The following is a 16,069-nucleotide window of genomic DNA, read 5'->3' on the forward strand; positions in this document are numbered from 1 at the left end:
CGCTCCTGTCCGCGTTCACTCGGGTGGGCGGATGTGAGTTGGGGTGTGAGGAGGAGATGTGGCGCCGCGTCGCGCAAGGATGAGCCTGCCCATTGGATGCCGACCGAATGCCCTTCGAAAAGGGGTACTGGCGCGTAGCTTGCAAAGCCTCCGGAAAGACTCCGTGCCCCGCGGACACCGTGGAACTGGCCGATTGTCGACGGGTGCGACCGGTCACCGGGAGGGCCTCGACGGGTGGCCCGGGGGCCGGGGGGAGCGGTCCCGGTGCCCTCGCCGGCGCGCGTTCGCGCCCCCCGGTGGTGCGCCCCCGGCGTGCACCGGCGCGGAACGCATCCGGCCGTCGGTTGCCACCACCGGGCCGGGGGATGCCGCTACCGTCGAGGAGTGAAGGCTATTCGTCGATTCACCGTGCGAACTGTCCTGCCCGAACCACTACGTCCGCTCGGGGAGCTCGCGCAGAATCTGCGCTGGTCCTGGCATCCCGAGACCCGCGAGCTGTTCCAGGCGGTCGACCCCGAGGGCTGGCGGGCGGCGGCCGAAGACCCGGTGCGCCTGCTCGGCGCCGTCTCCAAGGACCGGCTGAACGCGCTCGCCAAGGACCGCCGCTTCCTGCGCCGGCTGGGTACCGCCGTCGAGGACCTCCACGACTACCTCGCCAATCCCCGCTGGTACCAGGGCGCCGGCGGCACCGGGGAACTCCCCGCCGCCATCGCCTACTTCTCGCCCGAGTTCGGCATCACCGCCGCGCTGCCGCAGTACTCCGGCGGCCTGGGCATCCTGGCCGGCGACCACCTCAAGGCCGCCAGCGACCTCGGCGTCCCCCTGATCGGCGTCGGCCTGCTCTACCGGCACGGCTACTTCCGGCAGTCCCTGTCCCGCGACGGCTGGCAGCAGGAGCACTACCCGGTGCTCGACCCGAACGAGCTGCCGCTGTCCCTGCTGCGCGACGAGGGCGGCGCCCCCGTCCTGATCGTGCTCGACCTGCCCGGCGGCCGCAGCCTGCGCGCCCACGTCTGGCTGGCCAGGGTCGGCCGGGTGCCGCTGCTGCTCCTGGACTCCGACGTCGAGGAGAACAACCCCAACGAACGCGACGTCACCGACCGGCTCTACGGGGGCGGCAGCGAGCACCGGCTGCTCCAGGAGATGCTGCTCGGCATCGGCGGCGTCCGCGCCGTGCGCACGTACTGCGCCCTGACCGGCCACCCCGCGCCCGAGGTCTTCCACACCAACGAGGGGCACGCCGGCTTCCTCGGCCTGGAGCGGATCCGCGAGCTCACCGCCGAGGACGCCGGGACGGACTTCGACTCCGCGGTGGAGGCGGTCCGGGCCGGGACCGTCTTCACCACGCACACCCCGGTGCCCGCGGGCATCGACCGCTTCGACCGCGAGCTGGTCGCCCGTCACCTCGGCGACGACGGCGAACTGCACGGCGTGGACGTGCAGCGGGTGCTGGAGCTGGGCATGGAGACGTACTCCGGGGGCGACCCCAATGTCTTCAACATGGCGGTGATGGGCCTGCGGCTGGCCCAGCGCGCCAACGGCGTCTCCACCCTGCACGGTCAGGTCAGCCGGGAGATGTTCGCCGGGCTGTGGCCCGGCTTCGACCCGGAGGAGGTGCCGATCACCTCCGTCACCAACGGGGTGCACGCCCCCACCTGGGTGGCGCCCGAGGTGTTCCGGCTCGGCGCCAGGCAGGCCGGCTCGCAGATGGCCGAGGACGCGATGACGGTCGGCCTGGCCGACACCTGGGAGAGCGTCGGCGCCATCCCGGACGCGGACATCTGGGAGCTCCGCCGCGAGCTGCGCGACCAGTTGGTGTGGGAGGTGCGCCGCCGGGTGCGCGCGTCCTGGCGGCAGCGCGGCGCCGGTTCGGCCGAGCTGGGCTGGGCCGACGACGTGCTCGATCCCGATGTGCTCACCATCGGCTTCGCCCGCCGGGTGCCCTCGTACAAGCGGCTCACCCTCATGCTGCGCGACCAGGACCGGCTGATGGACCTGCTGCTCCACCCGACCCGGCCGGTCCAGATCGTGGTCGCGGGCAAGGCCCACCCGGCCGACGACAGCGGCAAGCGCCTGGTGCAGGAGCTCGTGCGGTTCGCGGACGACCCCCGGGTGCGGCACCGGATCGTCTTCCTGCCCGACTACGACATGGCCATGGCGCAGCACCTGTACCACGGGTGCGACGTCTGGCTGAACAACCCGCTGCGCCCGCTGGAAGCCTGCGGCACCTCCGGGATGAAGGCCGCGCTGAACGGCTGCCTCAACCTCTCCGTCCTCGACGGCTGGTGGGAGGAGTGGTTCGACGGCAACAACGGCTGGGCCATCCCGACCGCCGACGGCTTCGGTGCCCAGGGCGACCCGGACCGGCGCGACGACATCGAGGCGGCGGCGCTGTACGAGCTGATCGAGAACCAGGTCGCCCCGCGCTTCTACGACCACGGCACGCACGGGCTGCCGGCGCGCTGGATCGAGATGGTCCGGCACACCCTCACCACCCTGGGGCCCAAGGTGCTGGCCGGCCGCATGGTGCGCGAGTACGTCCAGCGGTTGTACGCCCCGGCCGCCGCCGCGCACCGCCTCGCCGCCGGCGGGGACGCGTCCGAACTGGCGGCGTGGAAGCGGCGGGTGCGCGAGCAGTGGCCGCGGATCGCCGTGGACCACGTGGAGACCGGCGCCGCGGTCGGCGGCTCACCGGAACTCGGGACGACGCTCACCCTGCGGGTCCAGGTCGCCCTCGGCGACCTGGAGCCGGGGGATGTCGACGTCCAGGTGATGTCCGGCCGGGTCGACGACTCCGACCGCATCGCCGACCCCTCGGTGGTCTCCCTCAAGCCGGGCGGCCGGCCCGATCTGGAGGGCCGCTGGCTCTACGAGGGGCCGCTGGCGCTGGACCGCACGGGGCCGTTCGGCTACACCGTGCGGGTGCTGCCCACCCACCGGCTGCTCGCCTCGGCCGCCGAGCTGGGGCTGATCGCGGTGCCCGCCGAGGCCGCGGGCATGACGGCGGGCGTGCTGCGCTGACCCCGGACACCCTGCCCCGCACATGACCGGGCCCCGGCCGTCGAGGACGGCCGGGGCCCGGCGCATGCGTCACCCGGTGGGGCGGGCGGCGGTCAGTTGCTGGTGGTGACGGCCGTGTCGTCGACCACGAAGCTCGTCTGCAGCGAGGAGTCCTCGGTGCCGGTGAACTTCAGGCTGACGGTCGAACCGGCGAAGGCGTTCAGGCTGAAGGACTTCTGGGTGTAGCCCGTCGCCTTGTTGAGGTTCGAGTAGGTGGCCAGCGTGGTCGATCCGGCGGTGACGGTCAGCTTGTCGTACTGAGTGCTGGTGGTCGTCTCGGCGGAGTCGATGTGCAGCCAGAAGGTGAAGGTCGCCTTGCAGCCGGCCGGGATCGTCACCGACTGGGACAGCGTGTCGGTGTGGGTCGAGCCGTAGCCGTCCAGCCAGGCCTTGTACGAACCGCCGTGCGCGGCCTGGCCGCTGTCATTGGTGATCACACCGCTGCTCGCCGTCCAGGAGGCGCTGCCGGACTCGAAGCCCGCGTTGCCGAGCAGCTGCCCCGAGGTGCAGGTGCCGCCGCCACCGGTGGTGACGGTCCAGGTGAACGCGGCGGTACCGGTCTTGGCCGCGGAGTCGGTGACCGTGACCGTGGTGTTGTACGTGCCCGCGGTGGTCGGGGTGCCGCTGATCAGGCCGGTGGAGGCGTTGATCGACAGCCCGGACGGCAGGCCGCTGGCCGCGTAGCTGAGCGCACCGCTGTTGGTGCTGCTCGCCGAGATCTGCAGGCTGACGGCGGTGCCGACGCTGCTGTTCTGGTTGCCCGGGTTGGTGACCGTGACGCCCGAGGCCGGGGCGTGGCTGCCGACGCCGATGCCCGCGAAGGCGTTCTGCACGCCCGCGTACTGGGCGGAGGAGGCGCCGTACAGCGCCGAGGCGGCGTTGAGGGCGGCGGTGCGGGCGGCCGCGTAGTTGGTGCTGCTGGTCATGTACGTGGTCAGCGCCTTGTACCAGATCTGCAGCGCGGCGGCGCGGCCGATGCCGGCGACGGCGATGCCGTCGGCGGTCGGGCTGTTGTAGCTGACCCCGTTGATGACCTTGGCGCCGCTGCCCTCGGAGAGCAGGTAGAACATGTGGTTCGCCGGGCCCGAGGAGTAGTGGACGTCCAGGTTGCCGATGCCGGAGTACCAGCTGTCGGGTGACGTGCCGTCACGGGACGGCTTGTCCTGGTAGCGCAGCGGGGTGCCGTCGCCGTTGATGTTGATCTTCTCGCCGATGAGGTAGTCACCGACGTCGCTGCTGTTGTTGGCGTAGAACTCGACGCCCGTACCGAAGATGTCGGAGGTCGCCTCGTTCAGGCCGCCGGACTCCCCGGTGTAGTTGAGGCCCGCGGTGTTGGACGTGACGCCGTGGCTCATCTCGTGGCCCGCGACGTCCAGCGAGGTCAGGGCGTGGGTGTTGCCCGAGCCGTCGCCGTAGGTCATGCAGAAGCAGCTGTCGTCCCAGAACGCGTTGACGTAGCCGCTGCTGTAGTGCACCCGCGAGTACGCGGCGGCACCGTCGTTGCGGATGCCGCTGCGGCCGAAGGTGTTCTTGTAGAAGTCCCAGGTCTCCTGGGCGCCGTAGGCGGCGTCGGCGCCGGCGGTCTGGGTGTTGGAGCCCGTCCCGTCGCCCCAGACGTCGTCGGCGTCGGTGAACAGCGTCCCGGTGCCGGACGTCGCCCGGTTGAGGTTGTACGTCTTGTGGCCGCCGCGGGTGTTGTCGGTCAGCTGGTACGTCGAGCCCGACAGCGTGGTGCCGAGCGTGACCGATCCGCTGTACTGGGTGTTGCCGGTACCGGTCTTGATGTCCTGGAACCGGTACAGCTCCTTGCCGGTCATGGCGTCGGTGACGACGTGCAGCCGGCTCGGCGTGCCGTCGTCCTGCAGACCGCCGACCACGGTCTCCCAGGCCAGCTTCGGGGTGCCCTGCCCGGCCCAGATCACCTTGCGGGCGCTGTCCGCGGCGGGCGCCTTCGCGTCGAGGGACTTGGCGGCCTGGAGGGCCGCGCCGGTGGCGGAGGACTCGGCGACCTTCGGCGTCGTCGAGGCGACCGTGATCGTCCTGTTCGTGTTGAACGTGGTGCCCAGCGTGCCGGCGCCCGTAGCGGGCGAGTGCACCACGAGGTCACCGCCGAGCACGGGGAGCCCGGCGTAGGTGCGCTCGTAGCGGGTGTGCAGCGTGCCGTCCACGTCCTTGACGACGTCCCGGACGACCAGCTTCTCCTTGCTGCCCAGGCCCAGGGACTCGGCCGTCACGGCCGTCCGGGCGCTCGCGCTCTTGATCAGCGAGCTGTGCTGGGCGGGGGTGAGCGTGGCCTCGAGCGCTCCGGCGCGGACCTGGCTCGTGTGGGGGGCGGGTTTCGCCGCGGCGGTGGTCGACGGTATGCCGACGGCGAGGAATGCGGCGGTGGCGACCAGGCTGGTGGCCGCGACTGCCTTGCGGGGGGATCGTCTCACTCGGACTCCTACTGCGTCGGCCGCGGTTGGCGGCCGGGGACAGCCGGGCAGACAGGGTGTGCTGCCCGGGCGGAACTAGCCGTGCAAGCCGTGCGGGTGGGACGTGCGGAGCTGCGGCCGGCGCGACAGCGCGCGGAGGTGTCCCGGCGCGGGCGCGTTCTGTGCCGACCGGGGGAAGAGTGCCACTACTCATGGGTTGATGTCATGTACGTGTCGAGAAGTTGGCCGAATACGTCCTTTCAGGAGGACAGTCGATCCGCATAACGGACGACGGGTTCCGCAGGACGCGACGGCGCGGGGCCGCGGCACGCGAAAGCCCCCCGGCGCGGGGCCGGGGGGCGGGGGTCGGCAGACGTCAGACGAGGCTGTCGCGCCAGGCCTGGTGGAGGTCGGCGAAGCGGCCGCTGCCGGAGATCAGGTCGGCGGGGGTGCCGTCCTCGACGATCCGCCCCTGGTCCATGACGAGGACGCGGTCGGCGATCTCCACCGTCGACAGACGGTGGGCGATGATCACCGCCGTGCGGCCGCGGAGCACCTCGCTCATCGCGCGCTGCACCGCGCGCTCGCCGGGCACGTCCAGCGAGGAGGTCGCCTCGTCCAGGATGAGCACGGCGGGGTCGGCGAGCAGCGCCCGCGCGAAGGCGACCAACTGCCGCTGTCCGGCCGAGATCCGGCCGCCGCGCTTGCGGACGTCGGTGTCGTAGCCGTCCGGGAGGGCGGCGATGAACTCGTGGGCGCCGATGGCGCGGGCGGCGTCCTCGACTTCCTCACGGGTCGCCTCCGGGCGGCCGATCGCGATGTTCTCGGCGACCGTGCCGGAGAAGAGGAACGCCTCCTGGGTGACCATGACCACACCGCGGCGCAGGTCGGGCAGCGTCAGGTCGCGCAGGTCCACCCCGTCGAGGGTGACCCGGCCCGAGGTCGGGTCGTAGAAGCGGGCCAGCAGCTTCGCGAGCGTCGACTTGCCGGCGCCGGTCGCCCCGACCACCGCCACCGTCTGGCCCGCGGGCAGCCGCAGGTCGAAGCGGGGCAGCACCTCCCCGCCGGTGCGGTACGCGAAGCGGACGTCGTCGAAGACGACCTCGCGGCCCGGGATCTCCACCTCCGTGGGCGGCAGGGCCCGCGGTGCCTCCGGCTCGGGGACCGAGGGCCGCTGGGCGAGCAGGCCGGCGATCTTCTCCAGCGAGGCGGCGGCCGACTGGTACGAGTTGAGGAACATGCCGAGCGGGTCGATCGGCGCGTACAGCCGGCGCAGGTAGAGCACGAAGGCCGCGAGCACGCCGAGCTCCAGCGAGCCGGAGGCCACCCGGTACGCGCCCCACAGGACCACCAGCGCCACCGAGGTGTTGGCGATCAGCCAGGAGGAGACGGTGAACCGGCCCATCTCCAGGATCGCGTCGCCGTTGGCCTTGCGGTGCGTGGCGTTCAGCTCGCCGAAGGCCTCGTCGTTGGCGCGCTCGCGGCGGAACGCCTGCACGGGCCGGATGCCGTTCATCGTCTCGGTGAAGCGCACGATGACCGCGGCGGTCGCGGCCGAGCGCCGCGTGTACACCCGGGCGGAACGGCGGCGGAACGCGCGGACGGTGAACACCAGCGGCACCCCGCTGGCCAGCGTGAACAGCCCGAGCGGCCAGTCCAGCCAGAGCAGCACCGCGGAGATGTAGAGCACCGACAGGCCGACGTTGAGCAGCTCCTGCAGGCCCTCGGTCAGCAGCTCGCGGATCGACTCCACGTCGGAGGTCGCGCGGGCGATGATCCGGCCCGAGGTGTAGCGCTCGTGGAAGTCCAGACCCAGCGCCTGGGCGTGCCGGAAGATCCGGCTGCGCAGGTCCACCAGGACGTCCTGGCAGATCACCCCGGCCCTGCGGATGAACGTGCGCTGCAGCAGGGCGCCCAGGACGGCGCACCCGATGTAGCCCACCGCCACCGCGATCAGCGGCCCGTGGTCGCCCCGGCGCAGGGCCGGGATCGCCCGGTCGATGGCCACCGCCACGATCAGCGGGCCCGCCTGCACGGCGGCCTGCTGCAGGAGCAGCAGCACGGCCGCGAACCAGACCCGCCCGCGGTGCGGGCCGACGAGGTCGCGCAGCAGCCGGCCCGACGCCCCGGGGGGCGTCGGCAGGGTGTCCCGGTCGAAGGGATCGTCCCCGGCGGCCGGCCGGTGCTCCTCGGCCGGCTCACCGGGAGGGGCGGGTTCGCCGGGGCGGCCGGCCTCGCCGGTGGAGGGCCCTGACTCCGCGACGGAGGTCATCGTGCGCTGCTCCCTTGGGATCGGATCGTGCTGAGGCCGGTGCGGGACGGGTTCATCCGGCCGCGCCTCCTCCGGAGGGGACGGTGGCGGGCTCGTCCTGGCCGGACATCAGACGGCGGTACTCGGGGGAGGCGGCGAGCAGTTCGTGGTGCGTACCGACCTCGGTGACCCGGCCGTCGACCATCAGGGCGACGCGGTCGGCCAGCATGACCGTGGAGGGGCGATGGGCCACGACCAGCGCGGTGGTCGTGGCGAGCACCTGGCGCAGGGCGGCCTCGACGAGGGCCTCGGTGTGGACGTCCAGCGCGGACAGCGGGTCGTCCAGGACGAGGAACCGGGGTCGTCCCACCACCGCGCGGGCCAGGGCGAGGCGCTGCCGCTGGCCGCCGGACAGGCTCAGGCCCTGTTCGCCGACCTGGGTCTCCACACCCTGCGGGAGCTTGTGGACGAAGTCGCACTGGGCGATCTCCAGGGCCCGCAGCAGATCGGCCTCGTCCGCGTCGGGGGCGCCCATCAGGACGTTCTCCCGGACGCTGGCGGAGAAGAGCGTGGGCTCCTCGAAGGCGGTGGCCACGATGCGGCGCAGCGCGGACCGGCTCAGCCCGGCGGCGTCGGCGCCGTCCAGGGTGATGCGGCCCCCGGTCGGCTCGTACAGCCGGGGGATCAGCGAGGTGAGCGTGGTCTTGCCGCTGCCCGTGGAGCCGACCAGGGCGACCGTCTCGCCGCTGCGGATGTGCAGGTCGATGCCGGTGAGCAGGTCGGGGGTGCCCTCGGGGGCGTCGGGGTAGCGGAAGCGGACGCCGGAGAAGCGGATGCCGTCGCCACCCCCGGCCGTCACCTCCGGCCCGGTGCCGTCGCCGGTCTCCGGGGGGATCTCGGAGTCCAGCACCTCGAAGACGCGGTCCGCGGCGGTGGCCGCCTCGTTGCTGAACGACAGCAGCCAGCCCAGCGACTCCACCGGCCAGCGCAGCGCCAGCGCGGTGGAGAGGAAGGCCACCAGGGTGCCGGCGGACAGGTCGCCGTCGGCCACCTGCGTCGCGCCCAGCACCAGCGCCGCGCCGAGTGCCACGTCCGGCAGGCCCGTGATGACCATCCACAGATCCGCCAGCAGCCGGGCCTTGCGCAGCTCCGTGCCGCGCAGCTCGCGCGACTGGCGGCGGAAGGCCTCGGCCTGGCTGCGGTGCCGGCCGAAGGCCTTGATGATGCGGATGCCGAGCACGGACTCCTCGACCAGCGTGGTCAGGTCGCCGACCTGGTCCTGGGCGAGCCGGGAGGCCTGCTGGTAGCGCGCCTCGAAGTACGCGCAGAGGAACACCAGCGGTACGACCGGAACCAGCAGTATCAGCCCGAGCGACCAGTGCTGGAAGAACAGGATGGTGAAGCCCGCCACGATCGTCGCGCCGTTGACCGCCAGGAAGACCATGGGGAAGGTCAGGAACATCCGCAGGATCTGCAGGTCGTTCGTGGCGCGCGAGAGCAGCTGTCCCGATCCCCAGCGGTCGTGGAAGGCCACCGGCAGGCGCTGCAGCCGCTGGTACAGGTCCGCCCGCATGGTCGCCTCGAGCCCCGCCATCGGCCGGGCCACCAGCCAGCGGCGGATGCCGAACAGCCCTGCCTCCAGGAGCCCGAGCAGCAGCACGACGCCGCCGCCGAGCCAGACGCCGGAGGGGTCGTGGTCGGCGACCGGGCCGTCCACGATCCACTTCAGGACCAGCGGGATGAGCAGCGCGAGGCAGGACGCGACGACGGCCACGCCCGCGGAGCCGAACAGCCGGTGGCTGACCGGCTTGACGTACGGCCACAGGCGCAGCAAAGAACGGACGGCGGATCGGGAACGGTCGGGCGCGGGTTGGATGGTCGACTCAGGCATCGTTTCAGAGACTACGGGTGACCACTGACAACGCTCATCCGGATTTTCGGCCGAGGTCCCGCACGGCCGGTACCGACAGCAGCGCCACGCAGACCCCCAGGGTCACCGCGCCACCGGCCAGCAGGACCGGACGGGCCCCGAGGATTCCGGCCGCGGGCCCTGCCAGTGCCTGCCCGACGGGCAGCATGGCGACCGATCCCGCGACCTCGTAGGCGTGGATCCGGTTGAGGATCTCGCCGGGCACCTGGGTCTGCACACTGGTGGCCCACATCACACTCCAGAACGCCCAGGCCGTCCCGGCGACCAGCACCGCCGCCGCGACCACCGGCACCGGCAGCCCCGCGCCGACCGCCGCCGGATAGAGCGCGAACCCGAACAGCGCGAGGGCCCCGCCCCGCAGCGGCCGGGCCGGCCGGACCCGGATCGCCAGCAGCCCGCCGAGCGCGGTGCCCGCCCCCAGCGCCGAGCTGACCAGGCCGTACGCCTTCGGGCCGTGCGCGGGAAGGATCTCCCCGGCCGCCAGCGGGGTCACCGGGCCCATGACCATGATCATGAAGACCATCCAGACGACGATCACCGACCACATCCAGGTGCGGGCCCGGAACTCCCGCCACCCCTCGGCCAGGTCGGCCCGGAAGCCGCCCCGCCGGACGGCGTCCCGCGGCTCCCCCGCGGTCCGCCCGGGCAGCCGGAGCAGCAGCAGGCAGACCGCGCTCACCGCGTAGGTGCCGGCGTGCACGGCGAACACCCCGCCGGAGGAGGCGAACGCCACCAGCACACCGGCCAGCGCCGGGCCCGCCAGCGCCATCAGTGCCTCGGCGGTGCGGACGACGCCGTTGGCCTCCTGGACGTCCCGCGCCACCTGGGGGACCGTACTGGCCACCCCTGGCTGGAACATCGCGCCCGCCGCGCCGTTGACCGCGCCGATCAGGCAGATCTGCCAGAGCACGACGTGCCCCGTGAAAAAGAGGGCCGCGGCCAGGCTCTGCGTGCCGACCCGCACCAGATCCGCGCCGATCATGAGGCCGCGGGCGCTGAACCGGTCGGCCAGCACGCCGCCGAACACGACCAGCCCCGCGAAGCAGGCGGTGAACGAGGCCATGGCGAAGCCGATGTCGCCCGCGCCGTAGCCGTGCTGGAGCAGTCCGGCCGACAGGGCGACGGGCAGCATCGAGTCGCCGAGCATGGCGACGCTGCGGGCGGTGAAGTACAGCCCGAACCCCCGTGACCACAGCCGGTCCCGGGGGGTGGCTCCCGTGGTGCGGTCGGAGGCGTGCGGCGGGGAGGGCGGAGATGCGGAGGTCACGGACGACCAGTGTGGACTGGACCAATTGGTCGAGTCCACACCTCGGCCGCGATGTCTCGCACCTCAGACCACCCGCAGCAGCAGCACCGTCCGTCCCGGCACCGTCAGCACGTCGCCGGCCCGGTACCGGGTGCCCGGCGCCTCCGCCTGCTCCTCCAGCGAGGTGTCCAGCAGCAGTTCGTACTCCGCCGCCCACGGCGCGCCCGGCAGCGTGAAGCGCACCGGGCGGTGCGAGGCGTGGAGCACGGCGAGGAAGCTGTCGTCGCGTACCGGCAGCCCCCGCTGGTCGCGGTGCGGGATGTCCGCGCCGGACAGGTACATCCCCAGCGTCGAGTTGGCCCCGTGCCAGTCCGCCTCGGTCATCTCCCGCCCCCGCGCGGTGAACCAGGCCAGGTCCCGCAGGCCGCCGTCGGACTGCGGGCGCCCGGAGAAGAAGGCCCTGCGGCGCAGCACCGGGTGCCGGCGGCGCAACCGCACCAGCCGCCCGGTCAGGTCGCGCAGCGCGGCCCAGGCCGGGTCCTGGAGCAGCGACCAGTCCATCCAGCCGATCTCGTTGTCCTGGCAGTAGGCGTTGTTGTTGCCGCCCTGGGTGCGCCCCGCCTCGTCCCCGGAGGTCAGCATCGGCACCCCGGTGGACAGCAGCAGGGTGGAGAGCATGTTGCGCAACTGGCGCCGGCGCAGCGCCGTCACCTGCGGGTCGTCGGTCTCGCCCTCGTGCCCGCAGTTCCAGGAGCGGTTGTCGTTGGTGCCGTCCCGGTTGTCCTCGCCGTTGGCCTCGTTGTGCTTGCTCTCGTAGCTCACCAGGTCGCGCAGGGTGAAGCCGTCGTGCGCGGTGATGAAGTTGACCGAGGCGTACGGCCGGCGGCCGCCCCAGGCGTACAGGTCGCTGGAGCCCGACAGCCGGTAGCCGAGGTCACGGACGTCGTGGTGGGTCCCGCGCCAGAAGTCGCGCACCGTGTCGCGGTAGCGGTCGTTCCACTCCGTCCACAACGGCGGGAAGGCGCCCACCTGGTAGCCGCCGGAGCCGACGTCCCACGGCTCGGCGATCAGCTTGACCCGGCGCAGCACCGGGTCCTGGGCGATGACGGCGAGGAAGGGGGAGAGCATGTCGACGTCGTGCATGGAGCGGGCCAGCGCCGCCGCCAGGTCGAAGCGGAAGCCGTCGACCCCCATCTCGGTGACCCAGTAGCGCAGCGAGTCGGTGATCAGCCGCAGCACCTGGGGCTGCACCACGTGCAGGGTGTTGCCGCAGCCGGTGTAGTCGGCGTAGCGGCGCGGGTCCGCCTGGAGCCGGTAGTAGCCGCGGTTGTCGATGCCGCGCAGGGACAGGGTCGGGCCCAGCTCGCTGCCCTCGGCGGTGTGGTTGTAGACGACGTCGAGGATCACCTCGATGCCCGCGTCGTGCAGCGCGCGCACCATCCGCTTGAATTCGCCGACCTGCTGACCTCGGCTGCCGGTGGCGGCGTAGCCGGCGTGCGGGGCGAAGTAGCCGACGGAGTTGTAGCCCCAGTAATTGCGCAGGCCCCGGCGCAGCAGGTGGTCCTCGTGCGCGAACTGGTGCACCGGCAGCAGCTCCACCGCCGTCACGCCGAGTCCCGCCAGGTACTCCACCGCCGCGGGGTGCGCGAGCCCCGCGTACGTGCCGCGCAGCTCGGGCGGGACGCCCGGGTGACGCATGGTGAAACCGCGTACGTGCACTTCGTAGATGACGGAGTCGGCCCACGGCGTCTTGGGGCGCCGGTCGTCCACCCAGGAGTCGTCGTCGTCCACGACCACGCCCTTGGGCACGTGCGGGGCCGAGTCGCGGTTGTCGCGCACGGTGTCGGCGACGGCGCGCTCGGGCCAGTCCCGGACGTGGCCGTACACCTCCGGCGGGAGCGTGAAGTCGCCGTCCACCGCCCGTGCGTACGGGTCGAGCAGCAGTTTGGCCGGATTCCAGCGGGCGCCGGTCCAGGGGTCCCAGCGGCCGCCCACCCGGTAGCCGTAGCGGTGGCCCGGCAGGACGCCGGGGACGAAGCCGTGCCAGATCTCGTGGGTCAGTTCGGTCAGCGGGATCCTGCTCTCGGCGCCGTCGTCGTCGAACAGGCAGAGCTCGACGGACTCCGCACCGCCCGCCCACAACGCGAAATTGGTGCCCGGCCGCCCGTCAGGGCCGAGGTGGAAACGGGCCCCCAGCGGCTGCGGACTGCCCGGCCAGACCTCGCGCGCCGGCTCCGGCACGGCGGCCGCCGGATCGGAGTGCGGGCGGGGGAGGGGCACGGACAGGGGAGCGGTCGGGGGGCCGACCGGGCGCAGCATGCCGGCCCGCTCGGCCGTATCGTCCTGGCGCGTCTCTGACACGTGCTCGCCTCCTGCGGCTCGGGGGACGCCGGTCCTGGCCGCACCGGCCAGGTCCGTCGCGGCACGGTGTCCCTCCCGTGCGCGCGTCGCGCCCTCCCGCTTTACTTTCCCGTTCCCCGTACGACGTCACACGCGTGATCGATCGGCAGCGTCGGCACGTTTCCCCGCGGCCCCCCGGTCGTTGACCCTGCGTGACGACTGCGGTGCGGCGCGCTGTGCGCGCGGGGGTGGGACTGACCGCCGCCATATGGATGGGTCTGGTGCTGACGGCGTGCGGGCTCGGGTTCGCTCCGGGGGAGGGCGGCGCGGCCGCGGACCGCGCCCCGAAGCTGTCGCAGGCTCAGATCCGGATCACGCCGGGTGACGGGGCCCGCGACGTGCGTCCCGACGATCCGTTCACCGTCGAGGCGGAGCACGGCCGGCTGACCTCCGTGCGGGTCGCCGACGGTGAGGGGGCGGGGATCGACGGCGTGCTCAGCGCCGACCGCACGCGCTGGCAGCCGCGCGACCGGCCGGCGCTGTCGGCGAAGTACACCGTGGACGCGGTCGCGGTGGACGGCGACGGCCGGCGCGCGGCCAAACACGCGGTCTTCACCACCCTCGTCCCGCAGAACACCCTGGTCGGCTACTTCACGCCCGAGGACGGCCAGACGGTGGGCACCGGCATGATCGTGTCCCTGGACTTCAACCGCCCGGTGGCCGACCGCGCGGCCGTCGAGCGGGCGATCTCCGTGACCTCGGTGCCGGCCGCCGACGTCGAGCCGCACTGGTTCGGCGACCAGCGTCTGGACTTCCGGCCCCGCTACCGCTGGCAGCCCGGCACGGAGGTCACCCTCGCGCTGCGGCTGCGCGACGTGGAGGCCGCGCCCGAGGTGTACGGGGTGCAGCACAAGGACGTGCGCTTCACCGTCGGCCGCGACCAGACCAGTGTCGTCGACGCGGCCACCCACACCATGACGGTGCGCCGGGCCGGGCAGGTGTTCCGCGTCCTGCCGATCTCGGCCGGTGCCCCCACCAACCCCACGTACAACGGCACCATGGTGGTCTCCGAGAAGCTGCGGCTGACCCGGATGAACGGCGACACCGTCGGCTTCGGCGGCGAGTACGACATCCCGGACGTCCCGCACGCCCTGCGCCTGACCCGCTCCGGCACCTTCGTGCACGGCAGTTACTGGGCGGACCCCGGCACCTTCGGCTCCGCCAACACCAGCCACGGCTGCGTCGGCCTGTACGACGTGAAGGGCGGCGGGGACGCCACTCCGGCGGGCTGGTTCTTCGACCACACGCTCGTCGGGGACATGGTCACGGTGGTCAATTCCCACGACCGCACCGTCTCGCCGGACAACGGGCTGGGCGGCTGGAACCTGTCCTGGCAGCAGTGGCGGGCCGGAGGCTGAACACCCGCTCCGGCAGGGCCTGGTGATCGGGACGGAACGGTGACATTACCGGGACCTGCCAGACCTCTTTCCTGTGGTTATCTGACCTGAGAGTGAGGGGGACTCACACGGGCACAGCCGGGCATGGGGAGAGAAGAGTTGAAGGCGATACAGGGAGCGCCGGGCGCCAAGCGCACCACCTTGGCCCTGGCGATGGGGGCGATGCTGCTGCTGGTGACCGCCTGCGGGGGCAGCGCGAGCGGGGACAGCAAGGACGGCGGCGACAAGGCCAAGCCGGGGGCGTCGGCGTCGGCGGGCGGCGGCACCAGTGACACCACCGAGTCGCAGGCCGTCGTGACGATCGCGCCGGAGGACGGCGCGGACGACGTGGCCACCACGGGCACGTTGAAGATCACCGCCGGCAAGGGCAAGTTGACCTCGGTCGTGGTGAAGACGGCCAAGGGCGACCCGGTCGACGGGGAGATATCCGCCGACGGCACCGGATGGGAGCCGTCCGAGACGCTGGGCGCCTCGACGAAGTACACGGTGGACGCGATAGCCAAGGACAGCGCGGGACGCGAGTCCGCCAAGCACGCGAGCTTCACCACGGTCACTCCGAAGGACACCTTCATCGGCTTCTTCACCCCGGAGGACGGTCAGACGATCGGCACCGGCATGGAGGTCTCCCTCAACTTCAACCGCGCCATCAAGGACAAGAAGGCCGTCGAGAAGGCCATCGCGGTCACCGCGAGCCCGTCGGTCCCGGTCGCCGGCCACTGGTACGGCAACCAGCGCATCGACTTCCGGCCGGAGAAGTACTGGGCGAAGGGCACCAAGATCACGCTGTCCCTGCGGCTGAACGGCGTCGAGGGCGCGGACGGCGTCTACGGCACCCAGGCCAAGGACGTCCACTACACGGTGGGCCGCAGCCAGGTCAGCATCGTCGACGCGGCGAAGCACACGATGAAGGTCTACCGTGACGGCAAGCTGCTGAAGACCGTGCCCATCACTTCCGGCGGCCCGGGCACGACCACCTACAACGGCAAGATGGTCATCACCGAGCGCTACCCGGTCACCCGCATGAACGGCGACACGGTGGGCTTCGGCGGCGAGTACGACATCAAGGACGTGCCGCACGCCCAGCGCCTGACCACCTCGGGCACCTTCGTCCACGGCAACTACTGGGCGAGCCCCTCCACCTTCGGCAACGCCAACGTCAGCCACGGCTGCGTCGGTCTGCAGGACGTGCGCGGCGGCAGCAGCAGCAGTCCGTCGGGCTGGTTCTACGACAACTCGATGATCGGCGACGTCGTCGAGGTGAAGAACTCCAAGGACAAGACGGTGCAGTGGTGGAACGGGCTCAACGGCTGGAACATGCCGTGGAGCGAGTGGACCGCCGCCTCCTGACACCGGGCGCCGTGCCGTGAGGCA

Annotated in this window: 8 protein-coding genes; 3 read left to right on the forward strand and 5 right to left on the reverse strand. The window is 72.3% G+C overall.

Going from position 1 to position 16,069, the window contains the following annotated elements:
• Positions 1-384: 384 nt before the first annotated feature.
• Entirely contained in the window at positions 385-3,021 is a 2,637-nt protein-coding gene (glgP, locus tag ACFYXS_RS08515; protein ID WP_389245293.1) for an alpha-glucan family phosphorylase, read from the forward strand.
• Positions 3,022-3,113: 92 nt separating this feature from the next.
• Here the strand turns inward: glgP and ACFYXS_RS08520 are convergent, their stop codons facing one another.
• From ACFYXS_RS08520 to glgX, 5 genes are all read right to left on the reverse strand, one after another.
• A complete protein-coding gene (locus ACFYXS_RS08520; protein WP_389245295.1) occupies positions 3,114-5,495 on the reverse strand; it encodes a M4 family metallopeptidase in 2,382 nt (793 codons plus the stop codon).
• Between the two features lie 355 nt (positions 5,496-5,850).
• Positions 5,851-7,746, reverse strand: coding sequence for an ABC transporter ATP-binding protein (locus ACFYXS_RS08525; protein WP_389245297.1), 1,896 nt, complete (start codon positions 7,744-7,746; stop codon positions 5,851-5,853).
• A gap of 52 nt (positions 7,747-7,798) precedes the next feature.
• Positions 7,799-9,616: an ABC transporter ATP-binding protein gene (locus ACFYXS_RS08530; protein ID WP_389245299.1), complete on the reverse strand. Its 1,818-nt coding sequence runs from the start codon at positions 9,614-9,616 to the stop codon at positions 7,799-7,801.
• A gap of 34 nt (positions 9,617-9,650) precedes the next feature.
• Positions 9,651-10,850, reverse strand: coding sequence for an MFS transporter (locus ACFYXS_RS08535; protein ID WP_389245820.1), 1,200 nt, complete (start codon positions 10,848-10,850; stop codon positions 9,651-9,653).
• A gap of 135 nt (positions 10,851-10,985) precedes the next feature.
• Entirely contained in the window at positions 10,986-13,262 is a 2,277-nt protein-coding gene (gene glgX / locus ACFYXS_RS08540) for a glycogen debranching protein GlgX (RefSeq protein ID WP_389245301.1), read from the reverse strand.
• A gap of 251 nt (positions 13,263-13,513) precedes the next feature.
• On the opposite strand from glgX, the gene ACFYXS_RS08545 reads away from it, so the two are divergent.
• Both ACFYXS_RS08545 and ACFYXS_RS08550 read left to right on the forward strand, forming a co-directional pair.
• Positions 13,514-14,659 (forward strand): Ig-like domain-containing protein, encoded by a 1,146-nt coding sequence (locus ACFYXS_RS08545; protein WP_389245823.1) that lies wholly within the window; start codon positions 13,514-13,516, stop codon positions 14,657-14,659.
• A gap of 201 nt (positions 14,660-14,860) precedes the next feature.
• Positions 14,861-16,045 carry an Ig-like domain-containing protein gene (locus ACFYXS_RS08550; protein ID WP_389245825.1) on the forward strand — a complete coding sequence of 395 codons (1,185 nt, stop codon included), beginning with the start codon at positions 14,861-14,863 and terminating at the stop codon, positions 16,043-16,045.
• The last annotated feature ends 24 nt before the right edge of the window (positions 16,046-16,069 follow it).

Source organism: Streptomyces sp. NPDC002574 (genome assembly GCF_042889545.1).
Classification (GTDB): Bacteria; Actinomycetota; Actinomycetes; order Streptomycetales; family Streptomycetaceae; genus Actinacidiphila.

What these genes read in the sequence shown, in the direction of transcription:
- ACFYXS_RS08525 (WP_389245297.1), bottom strand. Translation starts at nt 7,746, where the DNA reads ATGACCTCCGTCGCGGAGTCAGGGCCCTCCACCGGCGAGGCCGGCCGC.
- ACFYXS_RS08530 (WP_389245299.1), bottom strand. Translation starts at nt 9,616, where the DNA reads ATGCCTGAGTCGACCATCCAACCCGCGCCCGACCGTTCCCGATCCGCC.
- ACFYXS_RS08550 (WP_389245825.1), top strand. Translation starts at nt 14,861, where the DNA reads ATGCTGCTGCTGGTGACCGCCTGCGGGGGCAGCGCGAGCGGGGACAGC.
- ACFYXS_RS08545 (WP_389245823.1), top strand. Translation starts at nt 13,514, where the DNA reads ATGGGTCTGGTGCTGACGGCGTGCGGGCTCGGGTTCGCTCCGGGGGAG.